Source organism: Chitinophaga sp. 22620 (genome assembly GCF_052044405.1).
Taxonomy (GTDB): Bacteria; Bacteroidota; Bacteroidia; order Chitinophagales; family Chitinophagaceae; genus Chitinophaga.
The window spans coordinates 955503-971743 of record NZ_JBQEMV010000003.1 but is presented as its reverse complement, the minus strand read 5'-3'; the positions used below and the strand labels follow the sequence as shown (position 1 = coordinate 971743).

Here is a 16241-nt window from a genome sequence, read left to right as displayed (position 1 = left end):
CAAAGGTCCGGTGGCGGCGGGCGTACCTTGCAGGCCAAAATACTGGCGAATTTATGTTGTACAGAACTTTACTTTTGATAATATCGGCCGCGCTCTTCTCCGGTGGCGTATTTGCTGCCGATGACGAGGCGGATTACGGGCATATTGCCGGGAAAGTGGTCACTACAGACGGGAAGCCGGTTGCGGCAGTGAGCGTAGTGCTGAAAGACACCCGCAAAATGACGGTGACTACAGACAATGGCCAGTTTTTGCTGAAACAGATCAGGGCCGGCAGCTACGAGCTGGAAGCTTCGTACCTGGGCCACGACCGCCAGGTGCAGGCCGTGACCGTTTCGGCGGGCGCCACCACTGAAGTGACCATTACGCTGAATATTTCCAGCGTGAACCTGAAAGAGTTCACGGTAACGGATATCAGGAACCCATATAAAGAAACCGTGCCTTCCGGCAGCCTCCGCCTGAACGGCCTGCTGATCGAGCAACCGCAGAACATACAGGTGGTAACCGGCAGGGTGCTGGCGGACCAGCAGATCACCAGCATGAACGACGGGATTGCCCGCAATGTGAGCGGCGTTACACGGCTGGAGCATTGGGGCGACCTCTATGCCCGCCTGAACATGCGCGGCTCCAGGGCCTCCGCTTTCCGCAACGGCATGAACATCACTTCCACCTGGGGGCCGCTCACGGAAGATATGAGCGTGGTAGACCACGTGGAATTCGTGAAAGGGCCGGCCGGCTTCCTGATGTCTAACGGCGAGCCCAGCGGCATTTACAACGTCGTTACCAAAAAGCCCACCGGCGTAACAAAAGGCGAAGCCACGCTGATGACCGGCAGCTACGACCTTTACCGCGGTACGCTGGACCTGGACGGCAAGCTCTCCAAAGACGGAAAACTGTTGTACCGCCTGAATCTCATGGGCCAGATGAAAAACTCTTTCCGTGATTATGAATTCAACAAACGTTACAGCATTGCACCGGTGCTGACCTATAAATTCAGCGACAGAACATCCCTCACACTGGAATACCTGTTCCAGCACGTGAATATGTTCGACGCAGGCTCATTTTATGTATTCCACCCGGACGGATATGCCAAACTGCCCAGAGACTTCACTACCGCGGAGCCCGGCATCGATCCTACCATTATAGACGATCACAGCGTGCAGCTGAATTTCCAGCATAGCTTCAACCCATCCTGGAAGCTGACCGTGCAGGGCGCTTATACGGATTACAAGCAGGAAGGTTCCACCATGTGGCCGGTGGCAGTAAATCCGGATGCCACGATGATCCGCGGGGTAGGCATCTGGGATGCGGTGAACCGGGCCCAGTTCGGCCAGGCTTTCCTGAACGGCGAATTCCATACCGGCGCTATCCAGCATAAGATACTGACCGGTATTGACGTGGGTAACAAACATTACCTGGCGGACTGGAACCAGACGATCCCGCTGGATTCCAACAATGCATTCTTCGATGTCAATAATCCCAGGTACGGTTCGCCGGTAATGGGCCTCCCGAAATTCGACCGCAGCAAAAGCCTGAAAGAACGTGCCGGAACCAATATCCTGGACCAGTTCTACACCGGTCTGTATGTACAGGACGAGCTGGGCTTTTTTGACAACGCGCTGCGTTTAACGCTGGCGGGCCGCTTCACTTATGTGCAGGAAAATTCTTACGGCACCAGAACATACGACAACCGCTTTACGCCGCGCATCGGCCTGAGCTATTCCATCGATAAGTCCATGTCCGTTTACGCGCTGTACGATGTGTCGTTCCTGCCGCAGTCGGGAATACTGGAGAACAAGGATGAAAAAGTGAAACCGGTTACCGGCAACAATATCGAGGCAGGCGTGAAGAAAGACTGGATGGGTGGAAAATGGAATACATCTTTGTCTGCATACCGCATTATCAAAAACAACGAGCTGACGCCCGGCCCGGCGAATTCGAATTTCTCTGTACAGCTGGGCCAGACCAAAACCGAAGGTGTGGAATTTGACCTGCGCGGCGAGATCGTGAAAGGCCTGAGCCTGGTAGCCAACTATGCTTACACGGATTCAAAGATATCCCGCGCTTCCGAAACTGCCGCCGTTGGCAGCAAAGAAGGCGATGTGGTGCCGGGTTATGCGAAACACAATGCCAATGCCTGGCTGCACTATAAACTGGAAAAAGGTTTGCTGAAAGGTTTCGGCGTGTCGGCCGGGTTCAGCTACCAGGCAGACAGAACTACCTGGAGCTGGGGCGGTACCGGGCAAGATCCTATGCCTTCTTATTTCCGGCTTGACGGAGGCTTGTTCTGGCAAAAAGACAGGATCAGCGTCAACGCAAACGTGTTTAACATTCTTGACGAGTACCTGTACAGCGGCGCAGCCTATGACGCGTATTATTACTGGCAGGCAGAACCCGGCAGGAACATGCGTTTGAGCGTAGGATATAAATTTTAGGAATTGTTTTCTTAACGGGAAAGCCGGTCCACAGGGCCGGCTTTTTTTGTGGAAAAAATTGTGCTTATCAGGTGGGATTTTTCACGCGTGTAAAACGCCGGCGCGTTATAAAATGCGATATCATTGCAGCAGGGCATTGTTTGTTTTTCATCTCATTGTTTTGTTATGACCTTACATGAAGCTGGACGGAATAAAATTTTTTGTAGGCGGAAGCGCGGGCTGCCCTAAGGGCTTCCCATGGTTATCCGTTCACGCCGGGGCAGGTAAAAGAGGGGGAATAATTCCCCTTTTTTTATTCCGTGGATTTTTACTACTTTTTCGCCACAAGAAAAGTTGCGAATAGCGCTATGAGTTCACCGTTATCCGAGCATATTCATCAATGGTATGCTTCGTTCCACGTCCACCTGGTAAAGATCGCGCTCCGATGGGGGTATGGGGAGGAAGAAAGCCGTGACCTTGTACAACAGTTCTTTCTGGACCTGATGCAGAAGAACCTGGAGTACAACGGGGTATTGCATCCCCAGGCCTACCTGTCCCGGGCATTCAGCCGCAGGCTGGTGGACAATTACCGTAGGGAAAAGCAGCAGCAGAAAGCCGCCGGCCTCATAGATATCAAAACCTACGAACCTTCCATCCTCGAGAGCATCGTGGAGATACAATCCAATGAGGAGCTGATCGCCAAAATAAAAAACGCCTACAACGCGCTGCCCGCCCGGTGCAGGAAGGTCATCCAGCTTAAATTCTACGAAGGGCTCACCACCGAGCAGATCGCCGAACGCACCGGCTGGAACAGCCGCACGGTATACAATAACCTCTATGAAGGCATCAAAGCCCTGCGCGCGGAGCTCACCCGCAACGATCCCCGGCTCAGGTTCGCCGCCATCTTTTCCATTTTGCCGGTTTTATAGGAGGTTTACCTGCGTAAGGGCAATTTGCGCCGGTCCCGGGCCGGTATTCCCCGATCCGGGGGCAGCACCGCATTTCCGGCCCCTTCAGACGCCCCCAGGCTGCCCCGGAGCCTTTTGAAGTCCTTTGCAGTGGCGGATCCAGCCCTTTTTTCAAAATTTTTCAAGAAAAGTTGGTAAAACGCTGACCGCTTTCCGTCTTACAGGAAACAGGCAGCACATGTCAGAACGTTATGAATTGGAAGAACTGGTCATAGACGACTCGTTTGTTAACTACTGCTTCCGCCGGCAGGAAGCCGACGTTGCCCGCTGGGAAGCCTACCTGCGGCAATACCCGGACGAAGCAGCCACCATGGCCGAAGCCCGTGAAATGGTGCTGGGCATTTCCGTTATGTTCTGGGAAACACAGCCCGTTCCCGTCCGCAAGCCGTTCCCCCTGCGCCGCACCCTGGCCGTTGCAGCCTCCATAGCCGTCATTGTGCTCGCGGGATACTGGCTCCTGCAGCCCGCCCGGCAACCGGTAGCCGTTCTCGCCGCAAAACCCGAAATTTTTATTACCCTGCTGGCCGAAAAGAAAACAGTGCGCCTGCCAGACAGCTCGACCGTGATCCTCAATGCGGGCTCTGAACTGCGCCTGGACAGCGGTTTTGGCAACGGGCACCGCCGCGTGCACCTGAAAGGGGAAGCCCTGTTCGATGTAAGGCCGGATGCTGAAAAACCTTTCATCGTGAAAGTGGAAGACTACGATGTGAAAGTGCTGGGAACCGTATTCAACGTAAAATCATACCCGGGGGATAAAAACAGTGAAACCTCGCTGCTGAGCGGTAAGGTGGAAATACAGCTCGCCAACCAGAAATCTGCTTTCAAAGTGCTGCATCCGAAGGAAAAATTCGTGATAGATAAAGCGGCAGCAGCGCCGGCGCCCGGCGAAGCAACCACGGCGGACGGCCCGAAAGTGACCGCGCTGCAAACCGCCGTCCGCCCGCTAAGCTACAACCGGAGCCAGGTGAACGTGGAAACGGCCTGGTCCGAAAACAGGCTGGTTATAGAAAATGAAACATTTGGAGATATACGTGAGAAGCTCGAACGCTGGTTCGATGTATCCATACAGTTTGATGACAAGGCCATCGAAGCCTACAGATTTACGGCCACTTTTGAAAAAGAGAACATCGTACAGGTGTTGAATGCGCTGCAAGCCTCGTACAGCTTCACCTTTACCAAACAAGGCAGAAGCATAAGGATCAGCCGGTAATTATACAGGAGACAAAAACGAACCTTTTTCCCGATAAAAAAAGGGGATATAACAGCTGGTACCTGTTCTATCCCCGGCTAAAAACGGGTACGGATTACCGCGCCCTATTTCTAACATAAAGCATCACTAAGGTATGAAAAAGACCTGTATTAAACTGCCCGGGAGCCGGGCGTTTAAAAAGATTCTACTTATGAAACTGACAATCGTATTGTTGCTTACCACGTCATTGCAGGTGATGGCCTACGAAGGCAAATCGCAGGACAGAGTGAGCGTGGACTTCCGCGGCACCCGCCTTACCCGCGCGCTGAAAGAAGTGGAGAAACGCTCCGCGTACCGCTTCGTGTTCAGCAACCTGGTGCTGGATGAAGAGCTGAAAGTAACGCTGGACGCGAAGAACATGCCGGTTAAAGACCTCCTGCAACAGCTGCTCACCGGCACGGGCCTCTCGTACAGTCTCATGGACAATAATCTCGTGATCATCAAAAAAGCCGAGCTTCCCCCGGGAGTGATCACCGTGAAGGGTAAAGTGACGGACAGCAAGGGCGTGCCCCTGCCGGGCGTCACGGTAATGTCCGGCCCGGGCAAAGGCACCGTGTGCGACGCTAACGGCGAGTATACCGTGCAGGTGGATGAAAACGGCAGCCTCTCGTTCAGCTTCATCGGCTATGCCACGCAAACGGTTAGCGTAAACAAACGTTCGGCCATCAACATCACCCTCATCGAAAGCACGGACAAGGAACTCGGTGAAGTAGTGGTAGTGGGTTACGGTTCCCTCAACAAACGCGACCTCACCAGCGCCGTGACCAACCTGCGGCAAAAAGACTTCATCGGCGGGGCTGTATCGCCCCTCCTGGCCATACAGGGTAAAGTACCGGGACTGACGATCTCATCCGGCAATGGTACCGATCCCAACGCAGGCGTATCCGTACAGCTGCGCGGGGTGAACTCCATTAACGCCGCGCAAGGGCCGCTGATCGTGATAGACGGTATTCCCGGCGGAAGCATCAACTCCGTGGTGCGGGAAGACATTGAATCCATCAACGTGCTGCGCGATGCGTCAGCCGCCGCCATTTATGGTACCAGGGCTTCCGGCGGCGTGATCCTCATCACCACAAAAAAAGCCAAAGCAGGGCAGACCAATGTGACCTTTACCAGCGAGCTGTATATGGAAACCGTGCGCAGAAGGCCGGAAAGCCTTTCCGCCGAAGAATTCCTGCAGCACGACCTTGGAACAGACTTCGGGCACCGCACAGACTGGTATGATGAAGTGACCAATAAAAATCCCCTCAGCCAGCGTTATGTGCTGAACGTAAACGGCGGCACTGAAAACGCGCAGGTTTACGCCACCTTCATGGCCCGCGACGCAAAAGGCATGGCCATCGAATCCAGGAGAAAAGAAGTGAGCGGAAGGCTGAACACCAATTTTAAATTCCTCGGCGGTTTCGCTGAACTCTCCACCAACATCAGCTACCTGCAGGCAAAGGCGGACTTCAGCGACAACGAGATATTCAACATGGCGCTGTTGCTCAATCCCACCGAATCGCCTTACAACGCCGATGACGTGACCGGCCTGAATGTGCTCACCGCCAGCTACGATTACTTCAACCCCGTGGCCGAAGTAAGGCTCCGCAGCAACCAGACGCAGTACAAGTACCTGCTGGCCAGCTCCACGCTGAAGCTTAACCTGACTAAAGACCTCTTTGCTTCGGGAATGATAGCCATCAAGAACAACAGCGAGCATAATAATTTCTACCGTTCCGCCCAGCACCGCATTTCCCGGGCAGAAAACATCGACGGCAACGCGTCGCAGAGCTACAGCCGCTGGGACGATCGTACGCTTGAGCTTACGCTGAACTATAACAAGGTGATCGGTAACCACAGCATCAACGCAGTGGGCGGTTATACCTACCAGGATTTCAACGGCCAGGGCTTCAACGCGAACAACTCCAACTTCCCCGTAGACGGTATCCGCGACAACGACATGGGCACCGGTACCTTCCTGGCAGACGGCCGCGCAGGGATCGGTTCATGGAAAAGTCCTTCCGTGAAGCTGATCGCTTTCTTCGGCCGCGTGAACTACGCTTACCGCGATAAATACATCTTCACCGGCTCGCTCCGCCACGAAGGTTCTTCCAAATTCGCGCCGGGCAACCAATGGGGCACTTTCCCCGGCCTGTCTGCCGCATGGAGGATATCCGAAGAACCTTTCCTCAAAGGCAGCAACGTGATCAATAACCTGAAGCTGCGCGGCGGCTACGGCGCCACCGGCAACGAAGGTTTCGACGCGAACGTGGCTACCCGTATGTACGGTCCCGATACCTGGTGGCTGGTGGACGGCGACTGGATCCGCACTTATGGCGTACTCCATAACCAGAACAAAGACATCCGCTGGGAAGTGAAAAAAGAATACAACATCGGGCTGGACTTTGCATTGTTCGACAACCGCCTCAGCGGCCGCTTCGACCTCTACAAACGTAAGGTGGACGATATGATCTATAGCGTTGAGGTTTCGCAACCTCCCGCCATCCACAATACCACCCTGGTGAACGTGGGCAATATGGAGAACAAAGGCTACGAGATCGAGCTGAACGTGGATGTGGTGCGGAAGGAGAATTTCAATTACAGCACGGGCCTCATCGCCGCTTCGAACCGCAGTACGCTCATTACGCTCAACGGCGGAAGCACCTATATAGACCGGAAAAGCTTTCCCGCTCCGGGTAGCCCCGGCACCGCTGTGAGGCTCTATCCCGGCGAGGATATCGGCCAGTTCTATCTCTGGAAATCCGCCGGCTTCTCTTCCGAAGGTTCCTGGCTGCTCTATGATAAGAATGGTAAACCGTTCGACGTAGCGACCCAGCGGAAAACCAATGAGGACAAATACTTCGTAGGCAACGCCATTCCCCGCCTCATCCTCAGCTGGAATCACTCCATCAACTGGAAACAGTTCGATGCAGGCGTGTATTTCCGCAGCTGGCTGGGCTACGATGTGTTCAATATGATCGATATGTATTACGGCGTTGGGCAGAAAACCGGCCGGAACGTGCTTAAGAGCGCCTTCGGCAAAAACAGCCAGATCAAAAAAGAAAAAGAGCTGAGCGATTACTGGCTGGAGAAAGGCGACTTCGTGAAACTGGACGCACTGTCCATCGGCTATACCTTCAAACCCGGCGCTGTTAAGCCGTTCAACGGCCTGCGCCTGTACGCCACCGTGCGCGACCTGTTCGTGATCACCAACTACAGCGGGCTGGATCCTGAAGTGAACATCAACGGGCTGGAACCTGGTTTCGAGGAAAGGAACGTGTACCCGGAAACCCGCACTTTTATGCTCGGCGCACAGGTCAATTTCTAAGACGGTTATTTTTCATTCCACAAGTTCATTCCATATGAAAATAAAGATCATTGCAGCTTTGATAATCGTGTTCCTCGCAGGATGCACCAAGCTGGACCAGACATTTTACGACCGGGTAACGCCGGAAACTTTCTTCAAAAGCGAAAAGGACATCAAAGCAGCGCTGTACCGGCCTTTCACCCATGCCCGCTGGTATCTTGGGGCAGACCGCTGGAAGCTCCAGGAATATACCGCGGATCATTTTGCTATAACCACCAAAGGCCGCCACTGGTATAACGGCGGCGAGAACGAACGGTACCATTACCACGGCTGGACGCCGGACGATAACTGGATCTGGGAAACCTGGCGCGGCACCCTTATGGGTGTGGCCCTCGCGCTGGACGCCAAGTCCGACCTCAGCAAGCTGGACTATTCCAGGTTCGCGCTCACCCAGGCCGATAAGGACGATCACGTGAACCAGCTCAACACGCTCATCGCCTTATTTTATCTCTACGGGCTGGACTATTTCGGCGGGCTGCCCATTTTTGAATCGCTGGAAGGCTCATCACTGCCCAGGAATACGGCCCAGGAAACGTTCAACCATATCGAAAAGCTGCTGAAAGAAGCGATCACAAAGCTGCCGAAGAAACAAGCCGCGGATAAAGAAGAAGGCGCTCTCCGTGGCGCCGCCGCCGCCGCGTTGCTGGCAAGGCTCTATTTTAACGCGGAGGCTTACACCGGCACCGCGAAATTCGCTGACGCGCAAAAGCTGTGTGAGGACATCATCGCGGGCGTGTATGGAACCTATTCCCTGGATCCCGTATGGAACGGGGTGCATGGTTTCAGGAACAACGAGTCGAAGGAGATCATCTGGTCCATTCCCTCTGAGTTCAACAAACTGCAATACGACTGGTTCTACGCGGATTTTTATCACTACAATACGCGCCAGTATTTTGACGTGGACGGAGGCGCCAACAACGGCGGGCATCTGCAGCCTTCCCGCACGCCTACCGGTACGTTATACAAAACTGTTTTCAAGCTGGGCTCTCCGTATGAAAAATTCAACGACGCAGACCTGCGCAAACATCCCTATAAGTACAACGGCGGCGGCCGTTATGAAGGCATGTTCATCGTAGGGCCACACCTTACGCCCGCCGGCGCAACCATTAATGGTGGTGAGGAATACAAGGATCTGCCGCTTGTTTTCGTGGACCAGGTAGGCCGTTTCTCCGAAGTAGGCCCCGGTAAAAAATACGCCACCGTTGCGCAACTGCCCAGCCGCATGGCAGATGGTGAAGAGAACACCGGCGTACGCCTCGTAAAAGTGCCTATCCCGAATAAGGCGGACAACAGCCTGCGCTGGGGTGCGGACAATCCCGCCATCAGGCTGGCCGAGATCTACTATATGCTGGCCGAATGCAGGATGCGCGCGGGCGATGCCGGTGGCGCGGCCACGCTGATCAATGAAGTGCGCAAGCGTAATTTCACCGGCGCCGATCCCGATCCTGCAACTGCCGCCAACCTCGATGAATACCGCATGCTGGACGAGTGGGGCGTTGAATTCCTGGGCGAAGGCCGCCGCAGGACCGACCTCATCCGTTTCAAGAAATTCACCACGGAGACCTGGTGGGATCATCAGCCCTCTGAAGCCTTCCGGAACCGTTTCCCTGTTCCGACGAGGGCTATTTCAGGGAACAACAACCTTGAGCAAAACCCCGGGTATGTAAAGTAGGGCCTGGATTTGAATGAATAGACAAAGGAGCGGTTCCGGCAACACGGGACCGCTCCTTTTTTATACAGACTGGTGTAGGGAACAGCCCGCAACCGATGGCATTTCACCTAATTTCATTAAATCTCAATTATTTTCCCCGTCAGATTATGCAGGAACCGCGGCAATATGTAGCTTCGCAACCGGTCCTTATTCCGGATTGATGACAACCAAACTCACCATATCTTAGACCGTCCGGCATTAACATAACCTTAGAACAGACTAAAAAATATACTTATGCATGAGAGCTTTACCAAGCTTTTCGCATTCCTGCCGGCGCTGCTGCTTTGCCTGCTGCCGGTGGAAGCGCAGGCCCGGGAAGCAGATTTTACGAACGCGGGGATTATACAGGTCACGGGAACAGTTACGGATGTACGAAATGAAACCCTTCCGGGCGTAAGCGTTACTGAAAAAGGTACGTCCAACAGTACGGTCACCGATATCAATGGCCGCTTTTCCATTGCAGTAGCTGCCGGTTCATCCATCCTGGTATTCCGTTCCATCGGCTTCCGCTCCAAAGAAATGCCCGCCGGCAATGTATCGCTGGTGCAGCTGGAGCAGGACGTACGTCAGCTCAACAGCGTGGTGGTGACCGCCCTGGGTATCAAACGGCAGGAAAAGGCGTTGGGTTATTCCATCGCCACCCTTCGTGGCGAAGACGTGAACACTGTTAAGGAAGTGAATATCACGAACGCGCTCTCCGGCAAAGTGGCCGGCGTGAACGTGCGCAGCGCCAGCCCGGACCCCGGTGCCACCTCGCTGGTAGTGATCCGCGGGCAGGGCAGCTTCCAGGGATACAACCAGCCTTTGTACGTGGTAGACGGTGTGCCCCTGGCCTCGGCCATCCGCATGCCTGTGCAGCCCGCCGGCGAATCGGTGGTAGATTACGGCAGCACCATTTCCGATATCAATCCGGACGATGTGGCCGCCATTACCGTGCTGAAAGGCGCCAGCGCCTCGGCACTGTACGGCAGCCGCGCCATCAACGGCGTGATCCTCATCACCACCAGGTCCGGCGCCGGCGCGAAAAAGGGTATGGGCGTTTCAGTTAATTCCAGCCTGATGTTCGACCAGCCCTGGCTTTTCCCGCATTTCCAGGACCAGTTCGGCGCGGGCGACAGAGCTGGTACGGAAGAAACTGTTTCCGAAGCGTCCTGGGGGCCGCGGATGGACGTTGGCACCCGGCATGTGCAGTGGAACAGTCCCGTCAATGCTTCGGGGGACCTTGTGCCGACGGACTGGGTATCTTATCCCCACCGCCATAAAGATTTTTTCACCACCGGCCATACGCTCACCAACAACATTGCCGTAGCGGGAAGTAATAAGGACGGAAGTTTCCGCCTGTCCTATACCAACCTTGCCAACAAAGGCATGACGCCCAACACCGGCCTGGACAGGAATACACTGAACCTTGCCGCCGGTTACCAGCTGCATCCCAAAGTGAAGGTATCTGCCAATATCGGCTATACGAAAAATTACAGCGGCAACCGCCCGGCCTACAACCGCGGCAGTGTAGGCAATATCGTGTATACCACCACGCCCAACGTGGATATCAGGCAGCTCCGCGATTACTGGATACCCGGGCGCGAAGGCGTACAGCAGTTTTCGCATGTGCCCGGCGGCATGGACAACCCGTATTTCGTGGCATACGAGTTCACCAACAGCTTCGACCGCAACCGCCTCACCGGCAATGTGGAACTGAACCTGCAGCTCACGAAAGACCTCAGCCTGACGGGCCGCACGGCGATGGACATGTTCAACGAAACGCGGGAGAACAAACGGCCTTTCAGCTCAGTTCGTAACCCCATGGGCGCGTACGCGCTGGAAACGGAATATTTCAGGGAACAGAATACCGACTTCCTGCTGACCTATAAAAAGAACCTTTCACCGGCGTTTTTTATCTCCGTTTCAGGCGGCGGCAACCGCATGGACCAGCAGGGGCGCAGCACGCTGCAAAGCGCTGAAAGCCTTGTTACGCCCGGTGTTTACAACATCGGTAACGCCCGCGCGGGAACGGTCTACAACAATACCTACCGCTTCCGCAAACGTATCAACAGCCTCTATGGCATGGGGCAGCTGGCTTTCCGCAACTATGCCTTCCTGGACCTCACGGCGCGCAACGACTGGAGCAGCACGCTGCCTGCGGCGAATAATTCCTATTTCTACCCCTCTGTTTCCACGAGCCTGGTGTTGTCGGATATGCTGAACATACAATCCGGCGCTTTGACCTTTGCCAAGCTGCGGGCCAGCTGGGCGCAGGTAGGCGGCGATACCGGGCCGTACGAGTTATATAATACTTACACCTTCGGGCAGGACTGGGGAAGTGTAAAACGCGCTTACCTGGACGATGTGCTGAAGAACAGCAGCCTGAAACCGCTTATTGCCACTTCGTATGAATTCGGCGCGGACCTGCGTTTCTTCAACGGGAGGCTGGGGCTGGACCTCACGTATTACAACACCGTCAACCGCAACCAGATACTCGACATCCCCACCACCATGGCGTCCGGTTACGGGCACAAGCTCATCAACGCGGGCAGCATACGGAACCGCGGTGTGGAGATCAGCGTGAATGCCGCGCCGTTGGCCGGTGCGTTCCGCTGGAACGTCCAGGCGAACTTCACGCGCAACCGCAACAGGGTGCTGGAGCTCACAGAAGGCCTCAACAGCTTCCTGCTGGGCGGTGCGGAAGGCGTGCGGTACGAAGTGAGGGAAGGAACGGAGATGGGGGATTTTTATGCCCTTGGCTGGGCCACGGTGCCCGATGGCAAACATAAAGGCGAGCCGCTGCTGAATGCCGACGGCAGCTATCAACAGGTCAACAGTTATGTAAAGATCGGCAACTACAACCCGGACTTCATGCTGGGTTTCACGAACACTTTCCAGTACAGGAATTTCTCGCTCAACCTGTTGCTGGACTGGCGGCAGGGCGGCGAGTTCTTCTCCTATGTGGCCAAAAACCTGCTCAGCGACGGCCGCACCACCACCACATTGCCCGGCCGCGATCCCGCCACAGGCGGCCTTCCCTGGACGGACGCCTCGGGCAACCGGCGTACAGACGGGATGATCCTGCACGGCTACATCGAACAAACACCGGGTAACTACGTGCTGAACGAAAACATCACCGACCCGGAAAATTATTACGGCGAATATTACTGGTCCTTCGCCGGCCGGTCCACTTTCGACGCCACATATGTAAAGCTGCGCGAAGCTTCGCTGACGTACAGCTTTATGGGAAAAACACTGGGCAAGCTTCCCGTCCGCAACCTGAGCGTATCCCTCATTGCCCGCAACCTCCTTACCTGGACGGCCGCGGACCAGGGCTACGACCCGGAAACCGCGATAACCATCGCCAATGGCAGCTTTTCGCCGGGCGTGGCCAGCTGGTCGTTGCCCTACACCCGTTCGTTCGGCGCCCGGCTTGGATTTAATTTCTAAATGCAAATTTTTACGGTAATGCTGCGCATACCCATAAAATATATCATGCTCCCGCTCGGGATGGCCCTTTCAGCCTGCGATAAAGGACTGGAAGAGATCAATGCCAACCCGAACGCCTCCGAAACGGTCAGTCCCGAATTCCTGCTCAGCAGCGTGCTGATCAATACCGCTTACGATTACCAGAGAGAGGCGTATTGGGAAGAACCCGCCTCCGCGGGCCGTTACATCACCCTTGTGCGCAACGAGGACAACGATAAGTTCGACTGGGGGCCGCGGAGCTGGGATAATTATTACGCCCGCCTTTCCGCCAACCGCGAAATGATGGAGATCGCCGCGGCCATTCACCAGCCGCAGTACGTGGCCGTGGGCAAAGTGATGGAAGCGTTCATCTTTGCCTACATCACCGACCTGTATGGCGATATCCCTTACAGCAAAGCCCTGCTTTCCCGCAACGAAGGCATTGTGCATCCGGAATATGACCGGCAGCAAAATATCTATCCCGCGTTGCTGAATACGCTCAGGGAAGCGAATGATGAGCTTGCAGCCTTCAGCGCGGGCACTGACGCAATGGTGGATGCCGCCGCCGACGCCATGTACGGCGGATCCGTCCTGAAATGGCGGAAGCTGGCCAATTCGCTTCGTCTTCGTTTGCTGCTGCGTATGTCGAAGAACTACACGCCGGCGTTTACCGAAATGCAGGAAATTCTGGATGATAAGATCCAATACCCCGTTTTTGAAAACAATGAAGACAATGCGGAGATCAGGTACCTGGGCGATATTGGCATGAACAGCTGGCCGGGCGGCCCGCTGGCAAATGTTTTCGCGGAGTTCGACAAACGCAAGCCCGCTAAGGAGATCGTGGATGCGCTGGTGGAACGTGACGACCCGAGGCTGGAAGTATGGATCGCGCCGGTGGACGATCCCAACGGCGGAAGAATACCGGGGCAGGCATATGTAGGCGTGCCCAATGCCGTTCCCGCGCCGTATGACTACAACGGCGGATCGCCTTATATCTCGCGGCTTTCAGCGATGTTCAACAGCAACAGTCACCCACTGATGAAAGCATCGCTGATGACGTATACCGAATTGTGCTTTATACTCGCGGAATGCGTGCAGCGGGGAAAGGTAACGGTGCAGGGGAAGACGGCGGAAAGCCTCTATTACGAAGCGATACGTTCCAGCATGCGGTATTACAATGTGGAAGGCGAAGCGGACATCATGGATTATTACAGCCAGCCCGGCGTGCAATACGACGGAACGCTGGAACAACTCATCATACAGAAATGGATCGCGATGTTCCTGAAAGGTCCGGAAGGCTGGTTCGACCACCGGCGCACGGGTTTCCCGCAGTTTGTAACCGGGCCGCTGGCCGTTTCGCGGGCGATACCAAAACGTTTTATGTATCCAGATACGGAGCGGGCTTATAACGAAGAACAGTACCAGGAGGCCCTGTTGCAATTCGGGGACGACAAACCTGCGACGCTGATGTGGTATCTGAAATGAATTTTATTTTGCCGCTTCGTATACCCTTACATAATCCACCAGGAATTCCTGGGGCAGCACGCTGTCGTCCACCGGGCCGGGCCAGTTGGCGCCCATGGCGAGGTTCAGCAGCAGGTAGAATGGTTTGCGGAAAGGATTTCCGTTCGGGCCGTCCGCAACATCCAGCATAAACCGGTGGTAACGCGTGCTGTCGAAATAAATATCGATCTTCTCTTCGTCCCATTCAATGGCGTATATATGGTAGCCTTTGTGCAGTTCTTCGCTTGAAATTTTGTTCCCGCTGGAAGCATGGCCATTATCTTTGGCGTAGTGAATGGTGCCGTATACGTTTTGCGGCTCTTTACCGATAAATTCCATGATATCGATCTCGCCGATGTGCGGCCAGCCGCCATGGCTCCGGTCTATGCCCATCATCCAGATGGCGGGCCAGATGCCGCCGCCGGCGGGAAGCTTGGCGCGCACTTCAATGCGGCCGTATTTCGCGGCAAATTTGTGCTGCGTGTTGATGCTGGCGCTGGTATAATTCGCAAGACTGTCCTTTTCATTCCAGCGTTCGCTGCCGGGGCGGTAAGCGGCGTTAGCATAGTTTTCCTTCAGCCCGCGGATCACGAGGTTGCCGTTCTCCACCCGGATATTCTCCCGGCGGGCGGGGGTGTAATACTGCTGCTCCTGGTTGCGGATGTGGCCCACTTCATATCCCCACTTCGATGTATCGGGAAGACCGCTATAGTTGAATTCTTCCTGCCAGGCGAGCTTCCAGCCTTTAAGCTCCTGCGCGGATGCAGCGCCCGCCATGAGTGCGGCGCAGGTTATCATGCCAAACAGTTTTTTCATGCCCGCAATTTAACACAGAAAACCGCAAGTTCCGGGTTTTAGGGACGGGCGGCGGGGGCTAGCTTTGAATAAAAACTCAATATATGCACCAGGTATCAGCACCCGCCATTCTTTATTTCGGAACCCCCGTTGTACTGATCAGCACCCTGAACGAAAACGGTTCGGCCAATCTTGCGCCCATGTCTTCCATTTTCTGGCTGGGCTGGCGTTGTATGATCGGTTTGTCTGCATTGTCCAAAACCACGCAGAATATTATCCGCACCGGGGAATGTGTGCTGAACCTGCCTTCTGAGCATGAGGCCGCTGCGGTGAACCGGCTGGCGAAGCTGACGGGCAGCAACCCCGTTCCGGAAGGCAAACGGCTGAAAGGTTACCGGTACGAAGCCTATAAATTCGCCACCGCCGGGCTTACTCCCGCCGGTTCGCTGACGGTAAAGCCGCCCAGGGCGCTGGAATGCCCGGTGCACCTGGAAGCAGTGCTGGAGGCTGTGCACGGCCTGGCGGAATATGACCTGCACCAGCGCGGGAAGATCGTGACGATGGAGCTGCGTATCACGAAAGTGCACCTGCACGAAAGCATACTGGTGGACGGCCATCCCAACCGTGTGGACCCTGATAAATGGCGCCCGCTGATCATGAGCTTCCAGCAATTCTACGGGCTGGGGCCGCAGCTGCATTATTCAACTTTAGCCGAAATACCGGAAGCCCTCTATGCTTCGCATGATATGGAAAAGGCGGGGAGCCTGTAATAAAAAACAGCAGCTGCGTATGAATGGCAGCTGCT

Annotated in this window: 9 protein-coding genes; 8 read left to right on the top strand and 1 reads right to left on the bottom strand. The window is 55.1% G+C overall.

All coding sequences use genetic code 11. The features are described from left to right. Nucleotides 1–53: 53 nt before the first annotated feature. The 7 genes from ACTJIK_RS19340 to ACTJIK_RS19310 all read left to right on the top strand — a co-directional run bounded on the left by ACTJIK_RS19340 (nucleotide 54) and on the right by ACTJIK_RS19310 (nucleotide 14623). Entirely contained in the window at nucleotides 54–2432 is a 2379-nt protein-coding gene (locus ACTJIK_RS19340; protein WP_440649142.1) for a TonB-dependent siderophore receptor, read from the top strand. A gap of 347 nt (nucleotides 2433–2779) precedes the next feature. After that, entirely contained in the window at nucleotides 2780–3340 is a 561-nt protein-coding gene (locus ACTJIK_RS19335) for an RNA polymerase sigma factor (protein ID WP_440649140.1), read from the top strand. Between the two features lie 217 nt (nucleotides 3341–3557). Beyond that, nucleotides 3558–4589: a FecR family protein gene (locus ACTJIK_RS19330; RefSeq protein WP_440649138.1), complete on the top strand. Its 1032-nt coding sequence runs from the start codon at nucleotides 3558–3560 to the stop codon at nucleotides 4587–4589. A gap of 190 nt (nucleotides 4590–4779) precedes the next feature. Continuing rightward, a complete protein-coding gene (locus ACTJIK_RS19325; protein ID WP_440649136.1) occupies nucleotides 4780–7938 on the top strand; it encodes a SusC/RagA family TonB-linked outer membrane protein in 3159 nt (1052 codons plus the stop codon). A gap of 34 nt (nucleotides 7939–7972) precedes the next feature. Then, entirely contained in the window at nucleotides 7973–9649 is a 1677-nt protein-coding gene (locus ACTJIK_RS19320; RefSeq protein ID WP_440649134.1) for a RagB/SusD family nutrient uptake outer membrane protein, read from the top strand. 273 nt (nucleotides 9650–9922) lie between these two features. Beyond that, nucleotides 9923–13120 carry a SusC/RagA family TonB-linked outer membrane protein gene (locus tag ACTJIK_RS19315; RefSeq protein WP_440649132.1) on the top strand — a complete coding sequence of 1066 codons (3198 nt, stop codon included), beginning with the start codon at nucleotides 9923–9925 and terminating at the stop codon, nucleotides 13118–13120. Continuing rightward, nucleotides 13121–14623: a SusD/RagB family nutrient-binding outer membrane lipoprotein gene (locus tag ACTJIK_RS19310; protein WP_440649130.1), complete on the top strand. Its 1503-nt coding sequence runs from the start codon at nucleotides 13121–13123 to the stop codon at nucleotides 14621–14623. A gap of 3 nt (nucleotides 14624–14626) precedes the next feature. Here the strand turns inward: ACTJIK_RS19310 and ACTJIK_RS19305 are convergent, their stop codons facing one another. Then, on the bottom strand, nucleotides 14627–15457 hold the full coding sequence (locus ACTJIK_RS19305) for a glycoside hydrolase family 16 protein (protein ID WP_440649128.1): 831 nt from the start codon (nucleotides 15455–15457) through the stop codon (nucleotides 14627–14629). Nucleotides 15458–15540: 83 nt separating this feature from the next. Between ACTJIK_RS19305 and ACTJIK_RS19300 the strand changes: the two genes are divergently transcribed. Further along, entirely contained in the window at nucleotides 15541–16206 is a 666-nt protein-coding gene (locus tag ACTJIK_RS19300; protein WP_440649126.1) for a flavin reductase family protein, read from the top strand. Nucleotides 16207–16241 lie beyond the last annotated feature (35 nt).